17 protein-coding genes are annotated in these 21,862 nt (G+C 44.6%); 8 read left to right on the forward strand and 9 right to left on the reverse strand.

What is annotated here, in order from left to right; translation table 11 throughout:
- Positions 1-315: 315 nt before the first annotated feature.
- The 3 genes from VGN67_RS21245 to VGN67_RS24635 all read right to left on the reverse strand — a co-directional run bounded on the left by VGN67_RS21245 (position 316) and on the right by VGN67_RS24635 (position 3,817).
- On the reverse strand, positions 316-2,781 hold the full coding sequence (locus tag VGN67_RS21245; protein ID WP_327488926.1) for an outer membrane beta-barrel protein: 2,466 nt from the start codon (positions 2,779-2,781) through the stop codon (positions 316-318).
- A gap of 2 nt (positions 2,782-2,783) precedes the next feature.
- On the reverse strand, positions 2,784-3,215 hold the full coding sequence (locus tag VGN67_RS21250; RefSeq protein WP_327488927.1) for a MarR family winged helix-turn-helix transcriptional regulator: 432 nt from the start codon (positions 3,213-3,215) through the stop codon (positions 2,784-2,786).
- Positions 3,216-3,436: 221 nt separating this feature from the next.
- Positions 3,437-3,817 (reverse strand): SPW repeat domain-containing protein, encoded by a 381-nt coding sequence (locus tag VGN67_RS24635; RefSeq protein WP_422664347.1) that lies wholly within the window; start codon positions 3,815-3,817, stop codon positions 3,437-3,439.
- Between the two features lie 521 nt (positions 3,818-4,338).
- Between VGN67_RS24635 and VGN67_RS21265 the strand changes: the two genes are divergently transcribed.
- Complete coding sequence (locus tag VGN67_RS21265) at positions 4,339-5,967, forward strand: catalase (protein WP_327488928.1); 1,629 nt, start codon at positions 4,339-4,341, stop codon at positions 5,965-5,967.
- Positions 5,968-6,140: 173 nt separating this feature from the next.
- Positions 6,141-7,289: an EpsG family protein gene (locus VGN67_RS21270; protein WP_327488929.1), complete on the forward strand. Its 1,149-nt coding sequence runs from the start codon at positions 6,141-6,143 to the stop codon at positions 7,287-7,289.
- 65 nt (positions 7,290-7,354) lie between these two features.
- On the opposite strand, the gene VGN67_RS21275 is transcribed toward VGN67_RS21270, so the two are convergent.
- Positions 7,355-8,365: a glycoside hydrolase family 16 protein gene (locus VGN67_RS21275; protein WP_327488930.1), complete on the reverse strand. Its 1,011-nt coding sequence runs from the start codon at positions 8,363-8,365 to the stop codon at positions 7,355-7,357.
- A gap of 468 nt (positions 8,366-8,833) precedes the next feature.
- On the opposite strand from VGN67_RS21275, the gene VGN67_RS21280 reads away from it, so the two are divergent.
- From VGN67_RS21280 to VGN67_RS21295, 4 genes are all read left to right on the forward strand, one after another.
- Positions 8,834-9,703 (forward strand): glycosyltransferase family 2 protein, encoded by an 870-nt coding sequence (locus VGN67_RS21280; RefSeq protein WP_327488931.1) that lies wholly within the window; start codon positions 8,834-8,836, stop codon positions 9,701-9,703.
- 115 nt (positions 9,704-9,818) lie between these two features.
- Positions 9,819-10,916 (forward strand): glycosyltransferase family 4 protein, encoded by a 1,098-nt coding sequence (locus VGN67_RS21285; protein WP_327488932.1) that lies wholly within the window; start codon positions 9,819-9,821, stop codon positions 10,914-10,916.
- 96 nt (positions 10,917-11,012) lie between these two features.
- A complete protein-coding gene (locus VGN67_RS21290) occupies positions 11,013-11,696 on the forward strand; it encodes a GAF domain-containing protein (protein ID WP_327488933.1) in 684 nt (227 codons plus the stop codon).
- A gap of 105 nt (positions 11,697-11,801) precedes the next feature.
- Positions 11,802-12,929 (forward strand): DUF1972 domain-containing protein, encoded by a 1,128-nt coding sequence (locus VGN67_RS21295; RefSeq protein WP_327488934.1) that lies wholly within the window; start codon positions 11,802-11,804, stop codon positions 12,927-12,929.
- Between the two features lie 91 nt (positions 12,930-13,020).
- Here the strand turns inward: VGN67_RS21295 and VGN67_RS21300 are convergent, their stop codons facing one another.
- Positions 13,021-13,749, reverse strand: a complete 729-nt coding sequence (locus tag VGN67_RS21300) for a GAF domain-containing protein (RefSeq protein WP_327488935.1) — start codon at positions 13,747-13,749, stop codon at positions 13,021-13,023.
- Positions 13,750-14,098: 349 nt separating this feature from the next.
- On the opposite strand from VGN67_RS21300, the gene VGN67_RS21305 reads away from it, so the two are divergent.
- Positions 14,099-15,490, forward strand: a complete 1,392-nt coding sequence (locus VGN67_RS21305; RefSeq protein ID WP_327488936.1) for an undecaprenyl-phosphate glucose phosphotransferase — start codon at positions 14,099-14,101, stop codon at positions 15,488-15,490.
- A 2-nt stretch (positions 15,491-15,492) separates the two neighbouring features.
- Here the strand turns inward: VGN67_RS21305 and VGN67_RS21310 are convergent, their stop codons facing one another.
- From VGN67_RS21310 to VGN67_RS21325, 4 genes are all read right to left on the reverse strand, one after another.
- The gene (locus VGN67_RS21310) at positions 15,493-16,377 is read right to left on the reverse strand and encodes a glycosyltransferase family 2 protein (RefSeq protein WP_327488937.1); all 885 of its coding nucleotides are present in this window, start codon (positions 16,375-16,377) and stop codon (positions 15,493-15,495) included.
- Positions 16,378-16,428: 51 nt separating this feature from the next.
- Positions 16,429-17,895, reverse strand: coding sequence for a lipopolysaccharide biosynthesis protein (locus tag VGN67_RS21315; RefSeq protein WP_327488938.1), 1,467 nt, complete (start codon positions 17,893-17,895; stop codon positions 16,429-16,431).
- 50 nt (positions 17,896-17,945) lie between these two features.
- Positions 17,946-20,159: a GumC family protein gene (locus VGN67_RS21320; protein WP_327488939.1), complete on the reverse strand. Its 2,214-nt coding sequence runs from the start codon at positions 20,157-20,159 to the stop codon at positions 17,946-17,948.
- A gap of 88 nt (positions 20,160-20,247) precedes the next feature.
- A complete protein-coding gene (locus tag VGN67_RS21325) occupies positions 20,248-21,033 on the reverse strand; it encodes a polysaccharide biosynthesis/export family protein (RefSeq protein WP_327488940.1) in 786 nt (261 codons plus the stop codon).
- 546 nt (positions 21,034-21,579) lie between these two features.
- Here VGN67_RS21325 and VGN67_RS21330 point away from each other — a divergent pair.
- Positions 21,580-21,780, forward strand: coding sequence for a hypothetical protein (locus tag VGN67_RS21330; RefSeq protein ID WP_327488941.1), 201 nt, complete (start codon positions 21,580-21,582; stop codon positions 21,778-21,780).
- The last annotated feature ends 82 nt before the right edge of the window (positions 21,781-21,862 follow it).

Here is a 21,862-nt window from a genome sequence, read left to right on the forward strand (position 1 = left end):
TGTTAAAGTTCAACAATAATAAATATAAATAGAGGAAACCTAATCCTGATATTTAAATTTTTTCTCCCTTTGGGCTTACCAGATCTTCCGGAGTTCCTGATTTTTCCTAAGAAAATATAGGGAGTACCCGAAGTTGGTAACCTGAGCAACCATGTTAAACATTTTTATAAAAGAGCCTAAACTTGGTTTAATACTTTTGTTATGAATTATAGGTTGAATAAATCTTGACAATTAGATTTTCCAAGAAAAAAGAGGATTCTGCTCCACAGCAAAATCCTCTCTACCTAACATTTTACTTTTAAACTATAGACAAACCTATCCTGCGCGGCGTTTTTCTTCTTCTGCTCCACCCATATTCCGACGGGTGGGAGGTACTGTTTCCCGGCCAAACCGATAGGTAAACGATAGGGTACCGACCCGGGAGTCCTGTCGCTGGTTAAATCGCTCCACGTAGTTATTGTAAGAAGAGGTCGCCCTTACCCGGTTGGTGTAGAAAATATCGGTAACGTTCACGCGCAGAAGCCCCTTTTTATTGAATAAATTTTTCTGAAAGCCAGCGGTCAATTGTCCCAGGGGCCTTACCGTCAGGAAGCCATAGAGTTCTCGCGACTGGTAAGTGGCGTTCAAATCGGCTGACCAGCCTTTCCCGATGGTGAAGGTACTGTTACTGCTCAGGGAAAAGGCGGGAAGTCCGGCATTGAGGGAAGTACCTGCCAAATCGCCGACAAATACCCCGTAGTACCCCACCACATTATTATACATACGCCACCATTTGGCGGGTTCCACGGGTGCGGTCAGGGTAAGCCCGTAGTAATGCTGGCGGGTCAGGTTTCTGAACGTTGATACCACCAGCCGATCGCCATCCGGAGCGGGCTGCACCACGCTGATCAGGGGGTGACTGGTATTGGTATAGCTGAAAGAGGCGGTATACTTTTGCAAAAGCGTATAAGCAGCCTCCATGTTGTAGCTCAACTGGGGAAGCAGAGAAGGGTTACCGGCCCCGTAGGTAGTTGCATCAATGTAGGAGCGGAACGGATTCAACTGGTTGTAAGACGGACGGTCAATCCGGCGGCTCATCGACATACTTACTTCGTGCTTTTCAGTGATGGAATGTTTGAAAGAAGCACTCGGAAATAACTGGAAGTAGTGCCGGTCAAAACCTTCGTCGCCAATGGCCTGAAGGCCGGTGGCGTTGGTTTGCTCACCCCGTAAACCTATTTGTACGGTCGACTTTTTAAACTTCCTGTTCAAATTGATATATCCCGCTATTATATTTTCGTCGTAGATAAAATGGTTGGTTTTTCCGGAGTCAATCTGGGAGCGTCCTTCCAGTATATTGACGAACAGTACGTCATTGTCCGAATGTACCCAACTGAGCTTTGCTCCGGTTTCCAGGCGGGTTTGTTTGGGCAGGGCTTTGGAATAATCAGCCTTAACGGATTTTATGGTAAGCAGACCCGTTTGATCGCCTTTGAGTACCAGCGGAGAAGGAATACCACCCAAGGTAAAGCGGGTAGTAAGCTCCTGAAGTCGCTCACTGCGGTACTTTGCATAGTCGAGGTCGGTGGTTAATTCTCCTCCCTTGCCCATGGTGTGCTTCAGGTTCAGGTTGGCCACCAGGTTGGGGGACTTTATGGACCGCTCGTTTACCGATGTATATACCGCTTCCGGTTGTCCGGCTCTGTCAAAGGTACGTGTATCGTTTGTGCCATTTACCAGGATTTCATTCGACAGCCCACTCACGGTAAAGCCTGCCATGGTAGTTTTTGAAAGGGTATAATCCAGACCTCCCCGGAAAGAATGAGACCGCAGAGGCATTTCCTGGTAGTTGTATTGCTTGCTGCTCCCGGCCAGCTGGTTGTTTACAAAAAAATCACGCTGGAGGTCCAGCACCGAAAATCCGGAGCGGTTGCTGTAATTGTAGGTACCAAACAGGTTGATTTTCTTTTGCCGGTTGTTCAGGGATATTCCCGAGGTAAACCGCCCAAACTGCCCCTGACCGTAGCTTAGGTTGGCGCTGCCGTTGGTACCCAGTCGGGTATCTTTTTTGGTTTTAATCGAAATTATTCCCGCGCTACCGGCTGCCTCGTACCGGGCCGGAGGATTGGTAATTAATTCAATTTTTTCGAGCTGTTCAGCGGGCATGGACCTGAGCATATTTCCCAGTTCGGTACCGGTCATGGGTATCATTTTTCCGTCCAGTAAAACGAGTACCCCCTGCCGGCCCCGCATACTGATGTTATCGTTCTGGTCAATCGTTATACCCGGTGAGCGGGCAAGTACTTCCAGGGAGGTTGCCCCCGCAGCCAATGGACTTCCCTCAATATTCACAATTATCCGGTCCGATTCCCGCTCGAAAAGTTGTTTACGGGTCTGTATGGTCACCTCTTTGAGAGAGGTACTTCCGGCTGGTACCAGCGTAACAGCAGGTACTTTAAGGACGGACAAAGTACCTGCCTCAGCGCCAGGCAACACTGTCACTGCTAGCGGAGCTGAAATAAAGCGCTTGTAGCCCACCATAGAAACCTGTACATAATAGTTACCTCCGGATACGCCAGCCATTTTAAATTCACCATTTTCATTAGAATAATCGCTCTTCACAACCACGGAATCGGCAGACCTGTGTAGGGTAACCGTGGCAAACTCCACGGCTGCACCGGCCGGGTCAGCGACCTGGCCGGTTAGGGTTGACAAGCCCTGCGCCTGGGTACTTGCCCCGGGTACTAGGATCAGAACCCAACTAATCAGGTGAAACAGACAACTCATGTACATATTTTTCATGGCTATTTTTGATTGGTACAATTATTAAAAATCTTCTCGAGCAGGTACTGTAGTTGAGCAATTTCTTCTTCATTGATTCCCCGCAGGGCAATGGCCCGGTTACTAAGTACCGTAGGCATAATGTCATCAAGTAACTGTTTTCCTTCGGCCGTTACTTCCATTTGGCTACGGCGTCCGTCGGAGGGGTGACCACCTACGCTAAGCAATTTTCGGGTAATCAACAGATTAATTATTCGGGCAATGGAGGCCTGGTCTTTGAAAGTACGTTCGGCAATTTCCAGTTGAGTCGAGTCGGGTTTTTCCTGAATTACATTCAGGACGAGCCATTGGTCAATCGTAATGCTAAAGCCCGCCTGCTCAAGGGAGGCCTGGGCAAACTGGCGGTAGCGCTTGATGGCTTTTTCTATGGAATAGAAGAGGATACGGGATAACATCGGGCGTATTTGAAAATAATACCTTAAATGTATATGATATATCATATATATGGGAGAAAAAATTTATGAAAGGAATTTTCCGGTGACAAAAGGTTAGGGCTATACTTTGGGGTACGGGAGGAGTAGCTGCTAAAAGGACCACAATACCCTTAAAAGCAGCGGGCCCCAGACAAATGTCCGAGGCCTGCTGCCTGATTTTGATTTTTGTTTACCATTCCAGATTAATGGTTATGACCGTGGCTTATTTCGTGGTGGTGATAAGGTACCCGATCGGTCATCAGACCGGCACCAATTTCCATAATACCAATAATCAGGTGTGGCAAAAATACGTAGTCGGCAAAGCCGAACAACCAGGGTGAAGCAGCCAGGAATATACCGGCAACAACATCCATAGTTAGGTGCGTAGACATTTTTACGGTCTTCATTACACCGGCTTCATAATCTGTCATGATTGAAAGTAGCAGAAGCCCCGCACCAACACCAATCGCAACCCACTGTGCTTCGTCTCCATTATTAAATCCAAATAACCATGGCGAAGCGATTAGCAGGAGTCCCGTAAGATAATCCAAAGCTCCGTGAGCTTTTGTGCTTATAAATCGCATAGCTTAAATAAGTTAAAGGTTATACAATACACTTGTATTATATGATATAGTTAAAAAATACTGTGCCATTATACGCAAACAGGTACGGGTAAACTCCACCCAAATCAAAAGAAAGAAATGGTCTTTCATCCAAAAATGGGTAAAAGCAATCAAAATCAAGTATTTTGGGGTAGGCAGAGGCATAAAGCCAGAGCAGTATTAAACCGGTATGAGCCAGGAGGAGATGGAAGATGAGTGACAAATAAGGAAAATAATTGTACAGAAACGTGAATGGATTGTGGATAAGATTCCAAAAGAGCCTCTTAATCTGGCTGTTAGCTTATGTGCCTGTTTGGTAAACTCTTTGAAAGCACTGATTAGAGAAAAAAGTAAAATCAGGTTTCAAATTCCATTGGATATAAAGATATGACCCCGAAGTACCGGTGCTTCCACATCTGTTTAATTAACTATAAATCCGGTTTTTGTAAAACACTTTTTTTTTCGGGATGTTGATTAGGAGTCAGAAACAAAACTTTGTGTGTATGGAAAATGAAGAAAATAAGCCAGGAAATGGTCAGGAATCCAATTCTGGTAACGGGCAGCAGCAAGGCGGGGATGACCACACGCTAACCAACCGGCAGGGACATCCAATTTCTAACAATCAGAATATCCGGACGGTAGGAAGCCGTGGCCCGGCTACCCTTGAGAATTATAATTTCCTGGAGAAGATAACCCACTTTGACCGGGAGCGGATTCCGGAACGGGTAGTTCACGCCAGGGGAGCCGGTGCTCACGGATATTTTGAAGCCTACGGTACAGCAGGTGATGAGCCGGTGTCCAACTATACCCGCGCCAAACTGTTTCAGCAAAAAGGAAAGCGTACGCCCGTCTTTGTCAGGTTTTCGTCGGTAATTCACGGTGGGCACTCGCCCGAAACCCTGCGGGACCCCCGCGGCTTCGCGGTAAAATTCTATACTGAAGACGGTAACTGGGATTTGGTGGGCAACAACCTGAAAGTTTTTTTCATCCGCGACGCTATGAAGTTCCCGGATCTGGTACATGCCTTTAAGCCCGACCCGGTTACTAATATCCAGAACGGCGAACGAATCTTTGACTTTATCAGTCACACGCCCGAGGCAATGCACATGATTACTTTCCTGTTTTCACCTTGGGGTATACCCGCCAACTACCGGCAAATGCAGGGCTCCGGCGTAAATACGTACAGATGGGTCAATGAGAACGGCGAGGGGGTTTTGGTTAAGTACCATTGGGAACCCAAACAAGGAATAAAGAACCTGACCCAGGAAGAAGCCGAAATGATTCAGGGCAAAAACTTCAACCACGGTACTCAGGACCTGTATGAAGCCATTGAGCGGGGCGACTTTCCGGAGTGGGAACTGCTGGTACAGATAATGAGTGATGATGACCATCCGGAACTGGATTTTGACCCGTTGGATGATACCAAGCTGTGGCCCGAAGACCAGTTTCCCTGGCTGCCCGTTGGGCGGATGGTGCTGGATCGTAACCCGCAGGACTACCACGCCGAAGTAGAGCAGGTCGCGTTTGGAACGGGGGTTCTGGTCGATGGACTGGAGTTCTCAGATGATAAAATGCTACAGGGACGCACGCTCTCCTACTCGGATACCCAGCGTTACCGGGTGGGGGCTAATTACCTGCACCTGCCCATTAATGCACCCAAAAAACGGGTAGCTACCAATCAGCGGGGTGGGCAAATGGCCTACCACGTAGATGTGGCCCCGGGTGCCAATCCGCACGTTAACTATGAGCCTTCTTCTCTTAACGGGTTGAAAGAAGCACCGGCCGAGGGTAATGAATACAATCCTCAAATTGAGGGTAAGCTGGTTAGAAAGCCCCTGGAGCGCACGAACGATTTTAAGCAGGCGGGTGAACGCTTCCGGCTTTTTGAGGACTGGGAACGTGAGGAGCTGATCAGGAACCTGGTTAATACTTTAGGACCCGCGCAAAAGCACATCCAGGACCGCATGGTTGAGTTATTCACCCAATGTGACGAAGAGTACGGCCGTCGCGTAGCGGAAGGATTGAAGAACTTGCCGAAAACGGATGATTCGGGCGGACCCATTGGTTCAGCAAAATCGAGCGAAGGGGTGAAAGATGCCGAAGAAAAATCGCACCAGGCTAAACCGTATTAATTGACTTAGGTATAAGAAAGGACTGTCGCTGCGGCGGCAGTTCTTTTTTATGCAAATCCGTAAAAATAAACCTACTGACTCAGTACGGCCTGATAAATGCTCTGGGTAGTTTGATAACTTTGGGCAAGTTTCTGAATGCTTCACCTTACACTAAAAAATTTGGAAATCTAAGGATGGCAGGTACCTATATATTCTATACACTGCTAATGGTAGGTATGATTCTGTTGTCATTGCCTTCGGTTCAAACTACTACCAACAAGCAAAGCGTACTTCTAACCTCCGAACCCTATCACTATTGGGGAGCAAATCTGCTCCTGCTTATAATCCTGTATTCGTTTATTATCGGCTGCCGGTATTACGTTGGTATCGATTATGAGGCCTATCTGGAATGGTACCTTGAATTAAAGCAAACGGGGATCTATCCCCGCGAAATTGAATTTGGCTACGAATGGCTCAACTATTTTCTTTACTTTTTAGGGGCCCATTATGCCTTTCTCTTTATAATTCTGGCTTTCTTACAGATCCTTTTTTTCTATAAATCGCTGGAAAAATTCTCCTTTCTGATTCCCTGGTACATCTTCTTCTTTTTTACCTACCTGCTTATGTTCAGTAGTATGAACATTATGCGGCAGACGCTGGCCTATTTTCTATTTTTTTACGCTCTGAACCTTGCTATCGATAAACAGTACTTACGGGCCCTGCTTTATTGCCTGCTCGGTTTTAGCTTTCACAAAAGCATTGTTATTGCCATTGCCCTATTTCCACTACTGGGCTTCGACTGGTTCAAGAACAAGTACGTTCAAATAGCTCTTTTGCTGTTTGTTACCGTTTTTGCCTCCCAGATATTAGCCATAGCCCTGGAAATTGCTTCTCCGATTGTTTCCCTGATTGGCTATGGGTATTACGTAGAGAATCTGGATTATATGTATGAGATTACGGAGGAAGGGGCCGTTGGGGCGGGTACCGCCCGCATCCTTTTCTTCATTCTGGATATGTCCATCATCTGGTACAGCGACGAGCTTAAAACTACCTTTAAATCATACGATTTTTACAAGTACTATAACATCTACTTCCTCGGGGCTTTTATGGATCGTATCGTTTACGATAATTTCATTTTGGCCCGGACCAATGACTACCTGCTCAATTTCAGAGTCTTGATTTTAAGTTTTTTGTGCTATTACTTGTTTGCCAGCGCTACCGAAAAAATCCCCAAAGTAGTCCTGGGAAGTACCATTGCCCTAATGATGCTGGCCTTTTTTTACCGGGCTATTTACAACTCTGCCGCCCAGACTTCTCCCTTTAATTTTATCTTTTTTGAATAGAGAGGTTTTAAAAAACGGGAAGGGACAACATCAGTCGATCCCTTCCCGCCCAGAATATTATGTCCTTATTTCTTCACAAAAACCTTTACCCAGTCTACCAGCATAACTCCGTCGTTTGGGCCAATCTCAATCTGGTCAGCGGTGGGTATACTACCTTCTTCCCAGAAGAAATCTCCACCCACGGCCATGTTCAGGGTAAGCATCTCTAACTTTCCAAAAAGATTGGGTACGTAGCCACCGGTTTTTACGTCCACTACATTACCATCAAGTAAAAAAGTCAGGGATTCCTTTGTCCATATTACTTCGTAGACGTGCCAGCTTTCCTGTAGGCTGTTGGGGGTGTTAAGGTAGGTTTCCTGATTTTCAACCAGATTCTGGTTAGCTTTTCGACCATAGAAATAGTTGGTCTGGTAGTCATTGGGCTTGTGACCTCGGGCCTCCAGGATATCAATTTCTCCGTTAGTGGGCCATTTGTCTCCGTACGCCCAGAAGGCAGGCCAGATGCCATAACCAGAAGGTAGTTTGATGCGCGCCATCATCCTGACCTGACCTTCGGTTCGGGTTGGGGTAAATCGGGACTTTGATTCTAGGCGGGCCGAAGTGAACTTAAAGTCAGTAGGGGTAGCATCTACATCCTGCCGGTACCTGGGCCCGGTAACGTTTTCCTTAACGGCCTTGATAACAAGCCATTTATTGGCACTGTTGGCCGGGTCAGCGATCACATCCAGGTTTTCGGCATCGGCGGTGTACATTTGCAGCTCATTATTAAAAGCGCCGCCTACCCATACATTCCATTGGGAGTTAGCATTAGCCGGAGAAGAATCGAAATTATCATCAAAGGTTTTTTTCCAACCAGAGTTTAACAGGGTAGCTTCATTAATGTCGTAATCAGGAGTACTTTCTACGGTTGCGGTTCGTAGCGCTTTTGAAACAATTCTATTCGTGAGCCGGGCAGATTCCAGGGCTGAATTAATGTTTTCATTGACCGGCTCGGTCAAGGTCTGGCAACCGGCGATTGCAACGCAGGCAGCCGCCAGGTACAAGGAAATTTTCAGCGGGCGTACATTTTTTTTCAAGGGGATACAAGTTAGGTTTCGGGTGCGTTTAGTAATATTTTTATACAAAAATTAAGCCTTGTTTTCATAAAAAACCAGAATTAATCCGTCAACTTAGTAAACGGTCATCAAGGTTTATGATCCTGACCGATAGTTTGAAAAATGTGTTTTAATTTTGATTGCTGTGTTGACGGCCGGAAGCACTAAAAAATATTGGAGAAGGCAGCCGGGAGAATACCCGCCTAAAAGGAAAAGGCAGGATAAATAGTAAGCTTAGTAATTTGAAGGATAAGGTAGCTGGTACTTAAGGGAAGTACTTCGGGTAACGTCCGCAAAAAATGCGACAAACATCTGGCAGAAGGTAATCAGGTCGAAACAGCACCATGAATTCCCGGCCTGATTGTTGTATTCATGGGATGTTTAGTTACTTTTAAGTATTCAATAGTCATGATTCAGTGATATAAACTTCCGAAAGTCCGCTCTTATAAAATGCCTACCTTCAGTCTTATAATCTGTACTTATAATAGAGTTGATTACTTAAAAGAAACCATTGAATCAATTTGGAATCATTTTGGCAACCGGTTTGAGTATGAGATGATTGTGGTGGATAATAATTCAACGGATGGCACCGCCCAGGTGGCTCAGCAATACGCGCATATACCTGTATTTAAGTACTATAAAGAGCTAAAACAAGGCTTGTCGCACGCCAGAAACCGAGGAATTGAAGAAGCAAAAAATGAAGTACTGGTGTTTCTGGACGATGATATAGACATAGAAAGCAACTACCTGGACCGGGGCAATGCGCTATTTGGTGATGCCTCCGTTCAAATAGCGGGTGGCAAAGTACTGCCCTTTAAAGTGGAGGTACCTCCGTGGCTTCCCCGGAAGTTTTATTACCTGGTAAGTATTTTTGATCTGGGTAACGAACGTATTCTCACCAAAAAATTAATGGGTGCAAACTACGCCATGCGAAAGGACGCTGCCCTTAAAATCGGCTGGTATAATCCTGAATTGGGTAGAAAAGGGAATACACTCACGGGAGGAGAAGAGATTGATTACCTGGACCGGGCCAAGAACCTGGGCTATAACATCTGGTACGATCCGGGGCTGATTGTTTACCATAAAATAAACAATAAACTTAATAAAGAGTATGTATTTACATATTCTTTTCAACTCGGCCGGTCGGAGCGTATCATTGATTTACAGCAGAGTAAGGTAAAATATGGTCTTAAAGTTGCGAAGGCCTTTGCCATGCTCTTTGCTTACCTGGTGTATGGTTCCTATACTCCTGATCAAAAACAAAGAGCCTATTTTAAAATTAATCAGCAGTATTCCCTTGGTTATTTATCCGGGAATTAATATAAAATAGTACCTTGACCATTGCCTACGCAGTTCTCGTTTTTTATTCCCCTGGATGTTAACTGAAAATCTAAGTGGCCCAACCCTCAGCATATAAGTACTTGATTTATTTGGTATGAAGATATTAATGATTGCCAGGAGTACGCTGTTTAGTTCACCGGGGGGAGATACCACCCAGATAGAAATGACGGCAAAGTACCTCCGCGAGCTGGGCGTGCAGGTAGACATACAACTCAGTAATGAACATCTAAAGTACAACGACTACGACCTGCTGCATTTTTTCAATATTATTCGACCAGATGACATTCTTCCCCACGTCCAGAGTACCAGCCAACCCTACGTCATTTCAACCATTTTCGTCGACTACTTTGAGTACGAGAAGAAAAACCGGGGAGGTGTACTCAAAGTAATGAACAGCGTTTTTGACCGGGACCAGATTGAGTACATTAAAACCCTGGCGCGAAGCGTAAAAAACAAGGAAAAGATAAAGTCAGGGTACTACCTCCGGCACGGACAGCACCAGTCAATCAAGTACCTTGCTGAGAATGCCGCTATGCTGCTTCCCAATTCCCACAGTGAATACCAGCGTTTTGTGGATCTGTATAAGGTAAATCAAAGGTACCAGAAGGTGGTGAACGCCATTGATCCGGCCTTATTTAACAATTCCATAGAACCCAATAATGATTTTAAGGATCACGTACTTTGTGTGGGTAGAATTGAGGGGCGAAAAAACCAGTTGAACCTCATCAAAGCCCTGCAGGGGACTGACCTGCACCTGACCATTATTGGAAAACCTTCCCCCAACCACATTGACTACTATCACCAGTGTAAGCAACTGGGAGCCAGTGCCGGTAATGTAAAGTTTATTGACCATATCCACCACCATGAGCTGGCTTCGCTCTACCAAGCGGCCCGGGTACATGTATTGCCGAGCTGGTTTGAAACCACCGGACTGAGTTCCCTGGAAGCGGGCGTACTGGATTGTAACCTGGTTATTACCCGCAAGGGTGATACTGAAGAGTACTTTCAGAATATGGCTTACTACTGCGAACCGGATGATATTTCTTCCATTCGGGAGGCGGTACTTAAAGCCTGGCGGGAACCCGTAGTCCCTCAACTTAAGGAGTACATATTGGCAAATTATACCTGGCAACACGCCGCCGAGCAAACGCTGGCGGCCTATAAAATTGTACTAGAAAATAGGGATAGTTAAAAATTCATATACCGGAGATTTGGGTACTCTGTTTCAGATTTAAATACTAATGCATTCAAATAGACCAGATTTTATAATCATTACAATTACCGACCTATGCAGTCAGCCCCTAAGCCAGAAAACGAAGCCGAAAGATTAAAATCGTTAAAAAAATACCAGCTCCTCGATACGGTTTCGGAGGAAATGTATGACGATATTACAAAAATTGCGGCCGAAATATGCGGAACCTCCGTTTCCTTACTGAGTTTGGTTGATGAGAATCGGCAGTGGAACAAGTCAACCCGGGGTACCAAACTCAAAGAATTTGAAAGGGAACTTTCATTTTGCGCCCACGCTATCCTTGATCCTCAGGAGTTATTTATGGTACCCGACGCCCGGGAGGACAACCGATTTCACGATAATCCATTGGTGTCCGGAGAACACCAGATAATTTTTTACGCCGGCATGCCTCTGGTTGATTCCGATGGTCAGCCAATAGGCGCGCTATGTGTTATTGACACCCAGCCTCGTCAGCTCAGTGAGGAAAAGAAGATTTCGCTGAGGTCACTGGCAAAGTTAGTGCAGGCGCATTTTGAATTAAGATTGGCAAACATACACCTTGAGGAGAGTAATGACCGGCTCATGCTGGCGGTACCACTGGTTGATACGGTACTGAATGAAATAGACATGTTAAGCCAAAGCAGTCCGACACCGGAACAGGAAAACCTGATTGAAATGCTCAGGGATACTACTACTGCCATGAAATCCCTGTTTGTTGAGCCTGAGCTTCAGAGTGAATGACTACTTTATGGACTAAAAAATAAAGTACCCACCGGAGGATAACCAGACTTTTGATCGGGATAAATAAAAAATACGGAGCTGAATCAGTAATTTTAAATATAAGGCATGATACGACTTGCGATCATTGGAACAAGAGGAATCCCCAATAACTACGGTGGGTTTGAACAGGCCGCCGAGTACCTGGCGCTGGGATTAATAAAAAAGGGCTTTGAGGTAACAGTCTATAATTCACACTCGCATCCGTACCAGGAAAAGGAATGGAAAGGGGTAAAAATTATCCATGCCCAGGACCCCGAAGGTAAAATGGGTACCGTTGGTCAGTTCTTTTATGATTTCAATTGTATCATGGATGTCCGCAAGCGGGATTTTGATATTATTTTACAACTGGGCTATACCAGTAGCTCGGTTTGGGGGAACCTGGTACCTGATAAGTACATTCTGACTACCAACATGGATGGTTTGGAATGGCGCCGGACCAAGTTTTCAAAACCCGTACAGCAGTTTCTGAAACAAGCCGAAAAGTTGGCCGTGAAGCAAAGCAATTACCTTATCTCTGACTCCATTGGTATACAGGATTACCTCCAGGAAAAGTACAAAGTTAGGTCAGTATTCATACCCTATGGTGCCCATTTGTTTAACGACCCGGATGTAAGTGAGCTTGAACCCTATGGACTTGATCCCTACGAGTACAGTATGCTTATTGCGCGGCTTGAACCTGAAAATAGTATTGATACCATATTAAAAGGGGTATCAGCATCGGAAGTAGCCAAGCCCTTTCTGGTAGTCGGCAAACACGAAACTAAATACGGTGCCTTCCTGAAAGAGAAATTTGCTGATAACGCTAACATCAGGTTTGTGGGAGGGATCTATAGCTTACAAACCCTTAACAACCTCCGACATTTTTCTAATGTTTACTTTCACGGCCATACCGTAGGAGGTACCAATCCGTCTTTATTGGAAGCAATGGCCTCAAGTAGCCTCATTTGTGCCAACGACAACCCCTTCAACCGGTATATTCTGGGAGAAGACGCGCTGTACTTTACATCCCATTTAGAAGTAGCGGCGCATTTGCAAAAAGTGGATAAATCAGAAGAGAAATTTCAAAACTTGATTTCGGAGAATAGAAGAAAAATAGATGAAATTTACCGGTGGGATCGCATTATTGACCAATACGCCGAGCATTTTGAGGATATTTATGACCATAAATACCGACGCCAAAAAAATATTGTATAAAACGGAGATACAGTACCCAATAAAACCAGAAAAAGGACCCGGCGTTTACTCGCTGAGTCCTTTTTAGTAGTTCCAGCTTAGCTGCCCAAAGTTACTTTGCCGGGGCCGAATCTGAATCGCTGACCATCCTTTTAAGGGAATGGACGACCATTTGAATGGATCCCAGCTTTTGGAATTGATCGGCGCGCGGGTCATTTTCAAGCAAAGTTTCCACATCAGAAAGCAAGGGATCAAGCAGAGGCTGGATTTGTTGTATTTTCATATCTCCGGCCGATAGCCCCTCGTTGACATTTTTTATTTTGTCAAGGGTTCGTTCCAGCTCAAGTCTGGTCTTCCTTAATTCAAAATGAACATTAACAAGATTGGCCAGGGCTTTAAGGGCCATAATTTTCTGGTCCGTTAACTCCCGGGGGCGACTGTCCAGAATGCATAAAGTACCCAAAGCGTGACCGTCATTGTCCACGAGGGGTACTCCCGCGTAAAAGATAATGTGGGGGTCACCGGTGGTGAGTGGGTTGTCCATAAAACGGTCGTCAAAGCGGGCGTCAGGTACAATGAATACTTCATCTGGCTCTAAAATTGCATGTGCACAAAAGGAATGCTCACGTGGCGTTTCAGGTAATTCAATCCCCTGTTTGGATTTAAACCACTGACGATCCTTATCAACCAATGTAATCAACGAAAAGGGAGTACCACAAATTTCGGAAGCTAACCTGGTAATGTCATCATAAACCCCCTCAGATAAGGTATCGAGGATGTTATACCCATACAAAGCCTTTAAGCGGTTCGGCTCATTTTCGGGAAAAGGTGCTGGTTTCATGTGCAGTATGCTATATTTATTGAATAACAAAAGGAATTAACATGCAGTTTGAATAGCGTTCATAGATAATTGCCCGTATCCGTACTGTTCAAACAGAATGTAAGGCTGGTATTGAAATCTTACTTTTTTGAGATGTTCTACATTCATTACCAACGTAAACTTACTTCATATCGAAGATGAATTACAATTGAAAGTCAATTTATTTTTTACCTATTGTAGAAATGTTTTAATTGGTGTAATATTACCGCTATTATATGATATGGTGTCATATCTTCCACGGTTCACCACACCTACTTAACTTCCTAAATAAATCTTCCTTTTCTGTAGAAAGTAAATTGACAGTAGGCGTATGGATAATTCTTACAAGCGGTTTTTACAAATATTTTTTATACTCATTGATTTAATTGGCCTCAATATTGGCTATATAATTGCTCAAAGTCTTTTCAAAGAAAATGAAATATCCGCCCAATATTTCCGCTACTTTCAGTATTGGGGAATAGCAAACTGGTTCTGGATTATTTTGAGTTTATTGGGGGGGATGTATTTCACAAGTGCAATAACAAATTTTAAAAGATTTCTAAAAAAAACCACCTGGACCGCTTTTGTATTTCTCCTCCTGGTTTTGTTTTACCTTTACATACCCCGCCTCATTCCGCTCTCTTCTTCCCTGGTCTACTACAGTTTGCTGTTTTTCTTTTCTATCTTAATATTCAATCGATTCCTGTATATAGTAATTAAAGAATGGGTTAAAAGGGAAGTACACTCCAAAAGAAGAATTTTGATTCTGGGTTACAATTCCGTATCCAGAAAACTTGCCTCCTACATTGAGCGGGAAGAATTTAATGTTAAAATTCTGGGCTATGTGGATGACAGGACGGTGGAGAAAGATTTTGCTGATTATCCGGTATATAACAATTTAAGTGACACTTTAAGAATATCGGAAGAATTAAAAATCAATGAAATTTATTCGACTATAATGCCGGAGAACAATGCCAAGGTATATAAAATAATGGACCAGGCAGACCTTTCACTAATCCGGTTTAGAGTAGTACCCGATTTCAGAAATTTAATTGACCGCCCCGTTCAGTTGGACCAGCTTAATGATTTACCCATTTTAACCCTACGCAACGAGCCGCTTCAATCGGTGGTTAATCAATTTACCAAAAGGGCATTTGATATTGCATTTAGTCTTTTTGTTCTCATTTTTATTCTTTCCTGGTTAGTACCACTTCTGGGAATTTTAATTTATCTGGAATCTCCCGGACCCATCTTTTTCTCCCAGCTTCGCAGTGGAAAAGATAATAAACCGTTTTGGTGCTATAAGTTCAGGAGTATGCGTATAAATAAGGAAACCGAGGCGGTTCAGGCTACTAAAAACGATAGCCGGGTAACCAGGACCGGAAAGTTTATCCGCAGAACCAGCCTGGATGAATTTCCGCAATTCCTGAATGTACTTAAAGGGGAAATGAGTATAGTAGGACCCAGGCCACACATGCTAAAACATAACGAAGATTTTCAGGCTCTGGAGGAACATTATATGATCCGTCATTATCTGAAACCCGGTATCACCGGCTGGGCTCAGGTGAATGGCTACCGTGGAGAAATCACGGAGCTGAAGCATATCAAGAAAAGGGTCGAGTACGATTTGTGGTACCTGGAACACTGGAGTATTACCCTGGATTTATACATTATTTTCCTGACGGTTTACAATGTGTTCAAAGGAGAAAAAAACGCCTACTGAGTCTATTTCCTGCTTTGCTTTTTAATAAAGTTGAGGTACCCTTTTCGGTGTTCCCGCCGGAACACTTTGACAAAGTCAGAAGTAGGTGCAATGGTACTTTGAAGCTTATCCAACAAGTTTTCCATCCTATATTTTAGGATACGGAGGTTAAGAAACAGGGGGCGGTGTGAATAATCAATATTAGCCTCCGTAGCCCCAATGTTATAGGAATAAGTAAGGATAAATTCTTTGTTGAACCGGTTTTGGATTTTGTGGTAAACAATTAGGTCAGGATGGTACAAAAGTTGATAACCTTTTTTTTGAGCCCTTAACAGAAATTCATTCTCATCACCCCCCAATTTAAAGTCTCCCAAGGGGCCGATTCCCGTATTGTAACCACCAACTTTTACGGCTACTTCTTTACGAAAAGAATGATTGGCACCCATTAACTTAGGTACTATCATACGGTTTTCTCCCGCATCATAAACACTGGCCAGGTAGAAATATTTCTTCGGCAGCCAATCAGGTACCTGCGATTCAAACGGAAGTACTTTACCTCCCACTATATGGACAGAGGAGTCCTGGTATTGTGAATCAAGGACCGCCAGGTACCGGGGATGGATTTCAATATCATCGTCGAGAAAAACAATAACCGGGTACTGTGCTTCTTGTATTCCCCGGTTCCGGGCGTAGGAAAGCCCCTGATTTTTTTCGAAGATATACCTGACCACGGGTACCTCAGCGTACTGCCTGACTACGTCGGCGGTTTGGTCAGTGGAGTTATTGTCAACTATCAATAACTCGTATTTGGCGGTATCAGTTAAATGAAAGAGAATGGAATCAATTGTCTCTTTCAGGAATGAGGCCCGGTTGTAGGTACAAATAATGATACTGTATTTTATTGACATGCTTACATATTGTATGTGTGTGAACTACGATAGTACCATTTATCCATTTCATTAGCTAGTTTTCTTCATTAATTTATTATTAACAAAGCCGGTAACCAGTTGAACATCCGCTTTTGTATATATGCCGGTCAGGAAACCTATGGGTAGGGCTAATAGTAGAATTGAACCTCTTATTCCACAAGATAGCAGCGAGGAGTTTCCAACGAACAGTTGTTCAGCCAATAGCCAGACCAAAGCTAAAGTACCAAATACGAATAGTACCCGCGGATGAAACATGAATTTTATGCGGGAATCAACTTTGGAAGCCCCATTTACAAAAACGAGGCGCTCAATAAGGCAGGAAATTAACAGCCCAAGCGCCACCGAAATGGTCAGGTCGTTAAAAAAGTCAAGGTAGACCAGCAGTAAAGAAACGACAATGATAGAAACTGCAAAAATAATGGAGCCCTGGTTGAAGATCTTGAATTGGTTGCTGGCAAACAGGTAATTCTGATAAGGGATGTTGAGGGTTTTGACTAAGGCAAATAAGAGAGAAAGGATCAGAATGGGGTAGGCGCGGACGTAAATTTCTCCAAATACCAGCGAGATTATTTCCCGGCCAAAAAGGACAGAAAACAAAACCGCCGGATAAAAGAGAATGGAAATGTAGCGCTCATAGTTGGAGAGCTGGTCCAGCGTTTTTTCGTGATTTTTTTCGTGGATGTTCTGGGAGAAGACCGACAAAAATATTCCGCCCACACTTACCCCGATGCTCATGAGCAGGATACCTAACCGGTTGCCCACGTTATAGTACCCAATGGCCTCCGCCGGCACCGCATACAAGCCCAGTAGTACCTTATCAAAGCTCAAAAGAAAGCCATAGGCAATGGTAGAAGTGGAGATACTGATGGAGTACCGGATGTACTTCTTGAATATCTCAAATGAAAACGTTCCGAACTTGGCCTGTAATAGCTGAATCAATGGATAAATGGCACTCAAACCACAGGCGGCCATCATGTACCAGGCTATGGCAGTTTCAGAACCTCCAATGACCACGGCCACAATCTTGGCAATATTGATCAGGATTTGGGAAGAGAAGTCAACCAGGTTGGCCCGCAGTATATTGAGCTTGGATGACTGGTCGGTTACGTACAGGTACAGGGGGGTAAGTAGGTAATCCTGAAGGATAAATATGACAATCAGGTTAATCTGCAAATCAGTAAAGGTACCCTTGTCGCTTTGCCAGTTCCAGAGTACAAACAGCAGTACCAGCAGCGTGGTGACAATGTTGTAGAAGATGTTGACAAACAGGAAGTTTTTTAAGCCAATTTCCTTGTCATCGCTGTACATTTTCAGGTGGGCGCTGTTTACGGTATGGGTAAAAACCGATTTGATAAGTACCTGAAACGACATAGCCAGACTGATATTACCCAGGATGGCCGGTCCTCCGATGCGGGCGATAAATATGGAACTTAGTATACCAAGCACCATGGAAACAATGCTGATGGCAAAATTCTGACTTAATTTCTTTCCTAACATGAAGGATTTGAATTGGGGGAGCGGGGGAGTACGGTTGGTTTTGCTACGGCTTAGTTTTCTCTACGGGCATCGTTCAGAAGTATCATCGTCGAATTCAAACGCCCTTCTTTAAATACATCGTTGGCAGTAGCAATATATTCCCTCCTGGTGAAATTGTAGCGGATAACGTACAAACAAAGATCCACATACGAGGCTAGGGAATAGGCGTCGGCGACCTGTCCTATGGCCGGCGTATCGATCAGGATATAGTCAAAGTTATCCTTTAATTCAGCGAATAGTTGCTGCACGCGGCCACTCATCATTTGTTCGGCCGGCTGACCGGATTCATTGCCGGAGCCAATCATGTAAAAATAAAATCCCGAGGTGTTGGGGGCCACTTTTATCAGGTTTTCGGCGGTCAGGGTTTTGCTGCTGATGTATTCAGTAATGCCCGTATCCGGTTTTAATTTTAAGTAGTGAAACAAATCGTCGTTGGTGCGTAGGTTAAAGTCCAGCAGTACCACCCGGTACCCGGCCATGCTTAGGCTGGCTCCCAGATTTACGCTTACGAAGGTCTTGCCGTCCCCTTCCATGCCTGAGGTAACCATAATTACCTGTTTCCCCTCCTTATTGGCAATGTGGGTAAGCTTACTTCGAATAAACCGAAACTCTTCCGCCACTTTGGATTTAGGCTTTTGAAAAAGAATCAAAGGTTTTCGGTTTCTCTGGTGGGAAATTTCACCCAGGATGGGGGCGGTGGTCATTTGCTCAACCATAGATTGGTGCTTCACCCGGTTACTCAGCAGGCCTTTGCCCAGCACCAGAGCAAAAGGAACCAGCAGTCCGGCAAATATGGCTAAGGCCAGCACGATAACCGGATTGGGTGATTCGGGCTTCAGGGTAGCCATGGGCGGGTCCAGGAGGCGAATCTTCGAGCCGGTAGACGCCAGGTACAGGGCCGACTCCTCCCGCTTCTGCAACAGGTACACGTACAAATCGCGGCGTACGCCCTGTTGCCGGTTTATATCGTTCAATTCGCGCTCTATGTTGGGTATTTCGCTGATCCGGGAACGGTAGGAATTAACCCGGGTAGCAATATTATCCCTCGATACTTCCAAACCCCGTCTGATTATCTTAAGGTTCTCGATAATACTTTGTCGGAGGGTAGCCAGTTGTCCGTTTATATTCTGAACCAGGGTACTGGTTGGTTCCAGAGTTCGGAGCAACCGCTCACGCTCCAATTGCAAATTGTTAAAGCGCTCCGTCAGTTCCATCAAGGCCCGGTCCTCAATGGTAAGGTTACTGGGGACCAATTCAAAAAGCTCCCCCTGGCTGGCCAGGTACCTCTGCAACGACCCAACTACTTCTATCTGGGTATTTAAGCGGGAGAGTTGCTGGCTGTAATCCCGGAATTCCTGCTGGTACGACGAGGCCTCCGAACGCACATCCGTAACATTGTTCTGGCTTTTAAACCGGGCTTCCTGTCGTTCGTTTTCCGTGAGTTCGCCGGTGAGTTCTCCCAGGCGATCATCAATAAAGGCAAGCGTGGAAACGGTCAGCCGGTTCTGATCCTCTTTTTCGTCTTCGTTATAAACCTGAATCAATTTGGCTAGAATATCTTTTCCTTTTTCGGGTAACGGATGAAGGAAGTTCAGGGTAAGTACATCCGCATTTTTATTAGCCAGGGCTACTTTCAGATTTTTGTTGTATTCCACGGCCAGTTCACGAATATTCTGAAACCTCACATAAATCGGGCTTGCGGCAATCCGGGACGATGTTGAACTAGGTACTACTGTAAATACCCCATAGGGTTTGGCGATGGTCTGTCCGAAGCGGTAGGAGGTACTTCCCCGGGAATCTACCAGCGAAAAGGTACTCTGGTCTTGGGGAATTATGGTTATTTTCTCCTCAAAAGCGGACTTTCGGAGGGTTTGAATCCTGATTTTTATCGGTAATTCATTTCCATACATCTCTTCTTTTCGCAGGTACCCATCTTTAAAATAACTGGTTTGCAACGAGAGTTCTCCCAATGCCCGCTGCATAAGACTCAATGACCTGAAGGCTTCCAGTTCATTATCAATACTGGTGGCCTGTTTGAAAATAGCCAGGTCCTGAAAAGCCGGATTACCCGCCTGAAAATCGGGTCCTTTGTCAATATCCCTGACCAGAATGGAGCTAAAAATAAGGTACTTGGGTGTAATAGCGAGTAAAAACAGGACGGCCAATCCTAAGGCCATGACCAGACCAATGAGGAAGTAGTACCAATGCCTAAGGTACCTGTTCATTGATTTCCTGATATCAATTCTTCCCGCTTGAAGTTCCTGTGGGCTATTCACCTCTCTTTCTGGCATAGACACTAGTTAAATTATATTTCTATCTGACGAAAGTAATGAATGAAAACGCCAGGGCGGAAATCGCCGCCGCCCAGATTGGAATATAGCGATTGGCCGGTTCCGATTGGGCTACTTTGATGTTATTGTACGGCTCTACATACACCACATCGTTTTGCTGCAGATAGAAATAAGGAGAGTTAAAAACCTGCTTTGAATTAAGATTTAAACGAGTGGCTACACGCTCTCCGTTACTTTCCCTGATGATGAGGACATTGTCTCGTCGGGCGTATTCGGTAAGGTCTCCCGCCATACCTAACGCTTCCAATACGTTGAGCTTTTCGGCGTTCACGGCGAAAGTAGATGGCGTTTTTACCTCTCCAATTACCGTAATTTTAAAATTTACCAGGCGCAGGTTTACCACGGGACTCCTGACCACCTTGCTTATTTCAGCCGTCATTTTTTCGGTTGCCTGCTCGCGGGAAAGTCCGGCCAGGTTTATCTTGCCTAGGCCGGGAAAATTAATAAAGCCTTCTTTGTCAACCAGGTAGCCTTCGTTCAGGCGTGGTGTAGCGGTAGTGTTGTTCGGGGGAGTACCTGGTGGTAATATGATACCGCTGTTAAAAAGGATATTTGTTTCCGGGTTGACACTACTGACAATAATTTCCAATAGGTCACCGGACTGGATTTGGATGGAAGGAATAGTTGCAAGGCGTTCTCTATAATCATTTCCAGTTGCCAAATCATCAAAGTATACCAGGTTTCGGGAGGAGGAGCAGGAGGATATAACCCAGCTGATCAGGAATATAAGAGGTAGTATTCTTCTCATAATTTGTTTTCAGAGCAGCCCTTTCGGTTTTGTTTGGGTAAGCCTTTCCCGGATTAGTGCTTTATTGTAAACGGGATAGGATTATCCTATTAAAAACCTTGCCAGATTATTTAGTAAGAATTCATTACCAATAATTTGGAAAGCTGCTGATTACTATTTGGATACTTTTCCTTACAAAGTAAAGAACTTTGGACTGGAATAGGCTACTTATCTGCAATTCCGGCGATAACTACCTATAAATTTAGGGGTAAAGGCTAAGAAATCAGAATTCCTAAATTTAAGTAACCTCGCGTAGAAGCTATATGTTACAGGCAATTTTTATTTATGTATAGACAAGTTTGGGAGGTACCTTTAGAGGTAATGAATCGGCTACAATAAAGTAAATGGGTAAGACGCATCTTCCATGTTTAAAACTTTTACGTGAGTGGTTTCAAAGTTCAGGGTTTATCGTATACTTTTGTACAAAATTTAAGGAGGGGTACCTGGTACTTAATGGATTATCCTTTGCAGACCCCTTTATTTAACAATTTTAACCCTGCTCAGTGTATGTTGGAAATTCTGCAGTCGAGAGAGCTATTTATGGTACTTCTTCTGGCCTCCAAATTTGTTTGGTTGTACTTCTCAGGTAAATATACCGTCCGTTTTCTGGTCGAATTCACCTCCACCCGCATGGTTGGCATTCGCTCCGCTTCGGTGATGCCCCTGGTGCTGGCTATTTTGTGGGCCTGCTTCCTGTTTGCCTGTTAATAGTAGGTTGAATTAACAAATTATATTTTTGCGCCTGATTCCTAGCCAGTCAGGGGTCGAATATTGAGGCCTTACTTTCCTC

Source organism: Telluribacter sp., assembly GCF_035998675.1.
Lineage (GTDB): Bacteria > Bacteroidota > Bacteroidia > Cytophagales > Spirosomataceae > Telluribacter.